General features: G+C 43.5%; 3 protein-coding genes. 2 read left to right on the top strand and 1 reads right to left on the bottom strand.

Annotated elements, in window-relative coordinates:
• The first annotated feature begins 626 nt into the window (after positions 1-626).
• Positions 627-1,139: a Ycf51 family protein gene (locus F6K38_RS37775; protein WP_008188021.1), complete on the top strand. Its 513-nt coding sequence runs from the start codon at positions 627-629 to the stop codon at positions 1,137-1,139.
• A 33-nt stretch (positions 1,140-1,172) separates the two neighbouring features.
• Here the strand turns inward: F6K38_RS37775 and F6K38_RS37770 are convergent, their stop codons facing one another.
• Positions 1,173-1,952 carry an ABC transporter permease gene (locus F6K38_RS37770; RefSeq protein ID WP_287360108.1) on the bottom strand — a complete coding sequence of 260 codons (780 nt, stop codon included), beginning with the start codon at positions 1,950-1,952 and terminating at the stop codon, positions 1,173-1,175.
• A gap of 116 nt (positions 1,953-2,068) precedes the next feature.
• Here F6K38_RS37770 and F6K38_RS37765 point away from each other — a divergent pair, with 116 nt between their 5' ends.
• Positions 2,069-3,196: a DegT/DnrJ/EryC1/StrS family aminotransferase gene (locus F6K38_RS37765; protein ID WP_287314057.1), complete on the top strand. Its 1,128-nt coding sequence runs from the start codon at positions 2,069-2,071 to the stop codon at positions 3,194-3,196.
• The last annotated feature ends 51 nt before the right edge of the window (positions 3,197-3,247 follow it).

Below are 3,247 nucleotides of genomic sequence, written 5' to 3'. Positions count from 1 at the left end.
TTAAACCAGTTTCAACTAAACTCCTTAGGGCTATTGCTAAACCAGATAAATTTACGTCTTTTGAACAGGAACGTGATAGTCGTAAGCAACATCTAGTAGCTTGTAGGGTGGGCAAAAACCGTAGGGGTATTTTGAGTATTATAGATCATAAAAATTTGCCCACCCTACTTTAAGATGCAGCACGGCCAAAAATCCTTAAATCCTTATATAGTCAGTAAGATTCAGCTTGTAGGGTGGGCAAAAACCGTAGGGGTATTTTGAGTATTATAGATCATAAAAATTTGCCCACCCTACTTGAATTAGGATTTTTTTTACTTGTAGGGTGGGCAAAAAATCCTCTAGCTTGTAGGATAGGGAAAAATAGTTTGGTGATTTTGAGTATTATAGATCATAAAAATTTGCCCACCCTAACCCTAATTGAATTAGGATTTTTTTTACTGGTCGGGTGGGCAAAAATAGTAGGGTAATTTTGAGTATTATAGATCATAAAAATTTGCCCACCCTACGTTAAGATGCAGCGCGGCCAAAAATCCTTCTATACTTGATTAACTCTTGCCTCTTGCCTTTCCTTAAGGGAGTATATTCACAAGTCAAATAAAAATGCTATATTACTAAATCTCTAAACTATGCCAACAACAGCTGATTTTCTGATCTACACTCAATGGGCAGGTATTCTGACTTTAGCCTGTGGCTTGATTGCTATACTCGGTTTTATCTTCAAATGGGGTCTCCGGTTTCGCCTGGTGGGAGTCACTGGGTTTATGCTGGTGCTAACGGCTAGCTTTTTCTCGTTATCCTTAGTACCGTTTACCCGTACTACCATTCCAGGGGCAATCCGATATACTGTAGTCTACGATAATGGTGGCAACCAAACGGTGATTGCTTTGCCCCCTAGTGCTACAGAGTCAGAAGTAGAAGCGACACTGCGCCAAGCTGCTAGTAATTTTTATTCCTATGGACGCCTGGGTGGCGCAAATAACCAGTTAACAATTCGAGCCCGGACGATTATCCATCCGGAAGCTGGTGTATCCAAGCCGGTATTGTTGGGTCAGGTTATGCGATCGCTTTCTCAGCGTGATGATCCAGATATGGTGATTGAAGTCTATTCCGAAGAATTTGCTCAATTGCCTCAAGAGTAAGGAGTATATAGCAGTTATCAATATTGATAACTGCTATATCGTTAACTGCTCATACTGATTAAAAAATTGCCGTGTCAACCCATAAGTGATCAATAAGGTTGCGATCAAATTAGTAAATGCGAGCATAAACATAATTAAGATCTGATAGGAAGCAGCATTCAAGGGCTCAATACCACTTAACAATTGACCTGTGATGATTCCCGGTAAAGTCACCAGTCCCACTACCATCATCGAGTTAAGAGTAGGAATCAACCCAGCCCGAATCGCATCCTTACGGTAACCGGCTACTGCTTGTTGTCCCGTTGCCCCTAAGCTTAAATGGGTTTCGATTTCTAGAGTGCTATTGCTAATGGTGCTAACTAAGCGTTCCCCTGCGATCGCAGCCCCATTCATGGCATTGCCCAGCACAATACCTCCTAAGGGAATCAGGTACTGGGGTGCATACCAAGGTTCTGGTTGAATCATCAATAGATTTGTATAGACTAAAGTCAATGCTGTACTGAAAAACAGGGAACTGAATACTATCGGTAACAGCCTCGGTATCTTGTGGTTACTAATCCGATTTCGAGCAGTAATCGTACCAATAGTCAGCATTACCATTAAGATCGCTAAAACAGGGATCGGGTGATCTAAGGCAAAAATCACAGCCAGCACATATCCCACAACAATGAGTTGTACGATAGTTCGGCCAGTTGCGATCGCTAGTTGAACTTCCAAACCCAGCCTTTGCCAGCTGGATAAACCAATTGCGATCGCCATCATGGCCAATCCCCACCCTAAATCGCTAAGATCGAGTTCAATTAAAGAATCCACCAACCACCACAGCTAATTTGTTTTCATCCATTGTGTCAGATCGTGCAGGTAAAATTTGAACCCTTTTTGCGAAAAATTCTGTTTTAATTAAAAGCAATTAAAGGTGTGAGGAAAAAGTGAATACTATACCCCCTCTTGACTTAAAACGGCAGTACCAAGTTATTGGAGAACAAGTCAGTGCTGCTGTCGGTGACGTTCTTTCATCTGGACGTTATATTGGTGGTCCAGTGGTAGAGCACTTTGAGCAACAGTTTGCCGCTTACACCGGTACCCTGGAATGCATTGGATGTAACTCTGGTACAGACGCTCTCTATCTCGCCCTGCGAGCTTTAGATATCGGACCTGGTGATGAGGTAATTACCACACCCTTCACCTTTATCGCTACCGCTGAAGTAATTGCTGAAGTTGGTGCTACCCCAGTCTTTGTCGATATCAATGCCGAAACCTTTAATATCGATCTCAATCAGATTGAGAAAGCGATTACCCATAATACTAGAGCAATTATACCAGTTCACCTATTCGGACAGCCAGTTCATATGACTGCTGTGATGGATATCGCCAAGACTCATTGTCTTGCAGTCATTGAAGACTGCGCCCAAGGGACTGGTGCTGAATGGGTGGGAAAAAAGGTTGGCAGTATTGGACATATTGGTTGCTTTAGCTTCTATCCCACCAAGAATCTGGGAACCTGTGGCGATGGTGGTGCGGTAACTACCAATGACAAAACTATTGCGGCCTCAATACGGATGCTGCGAGACCATGGCAGATGCTCGGGCTATTACCATCAAGTCAATGGCATCAACAGCCGTTTAGATGCCCTACAAGCGGCTATTCTTAACGTAAAGCTACCCTATCTCGATGGCTGGAACAATGCCCGTCGTCAGGTAGCAACCCGGTATCACCAGTTATTGGAGCCATTACCTGAGATAATCCTGCCTCGGGAAACCCCTGGGGGAAACTCCGTCTGGAACCAGTACACCATTCGCCTAACTCAAGATAGTAGCAATAGCAACTATCGGGACGAGGTGCGCCAAAAATTAAAGCAGGCAGGTATTAGTTCTATGGTCTATTACCCCCTGCCGTTACACTTGCAGCCAGTCTACAAAGACTTAGGCTATCAAATCGGTCAGTTTCCAGTTGCTGAGCAAGTCTGCCATGAAGTATTGTCCCTGCCAATGTTCCCAGAACTTACCGTTGAGGAACAGCAACAGGTGGTTTATGGATTGAAGGACTGTTTAGGGTGAAGGTTAAAAGTTAACAGGTTAAAAGTTAACCGGTTGAAGGTTAACCGGTTG

Origin of the sequence: Moorena sp. SIO3B2 (assembly GCF_010692525.1) — a bacterium.
GTDB classification, from domain to species: Bacteria; Cyanobacteriota; Cyanobacteriia; order Cyanobacteriales; family Coleofasciculaceae; genus Moorena; species Moorena producens.
This window is presented reverse-complemented; position numbering and strand designations above follow the sequence as displayed.

Coding starts and splice junctions, on each gene's coding strand:
- F6K38_RS37775 (WP_008188021.1), top strand. CDS start 627: ATGCCAACAACAGCTGATTTTCTGATCTACACTCAATGGGCAGGTATT.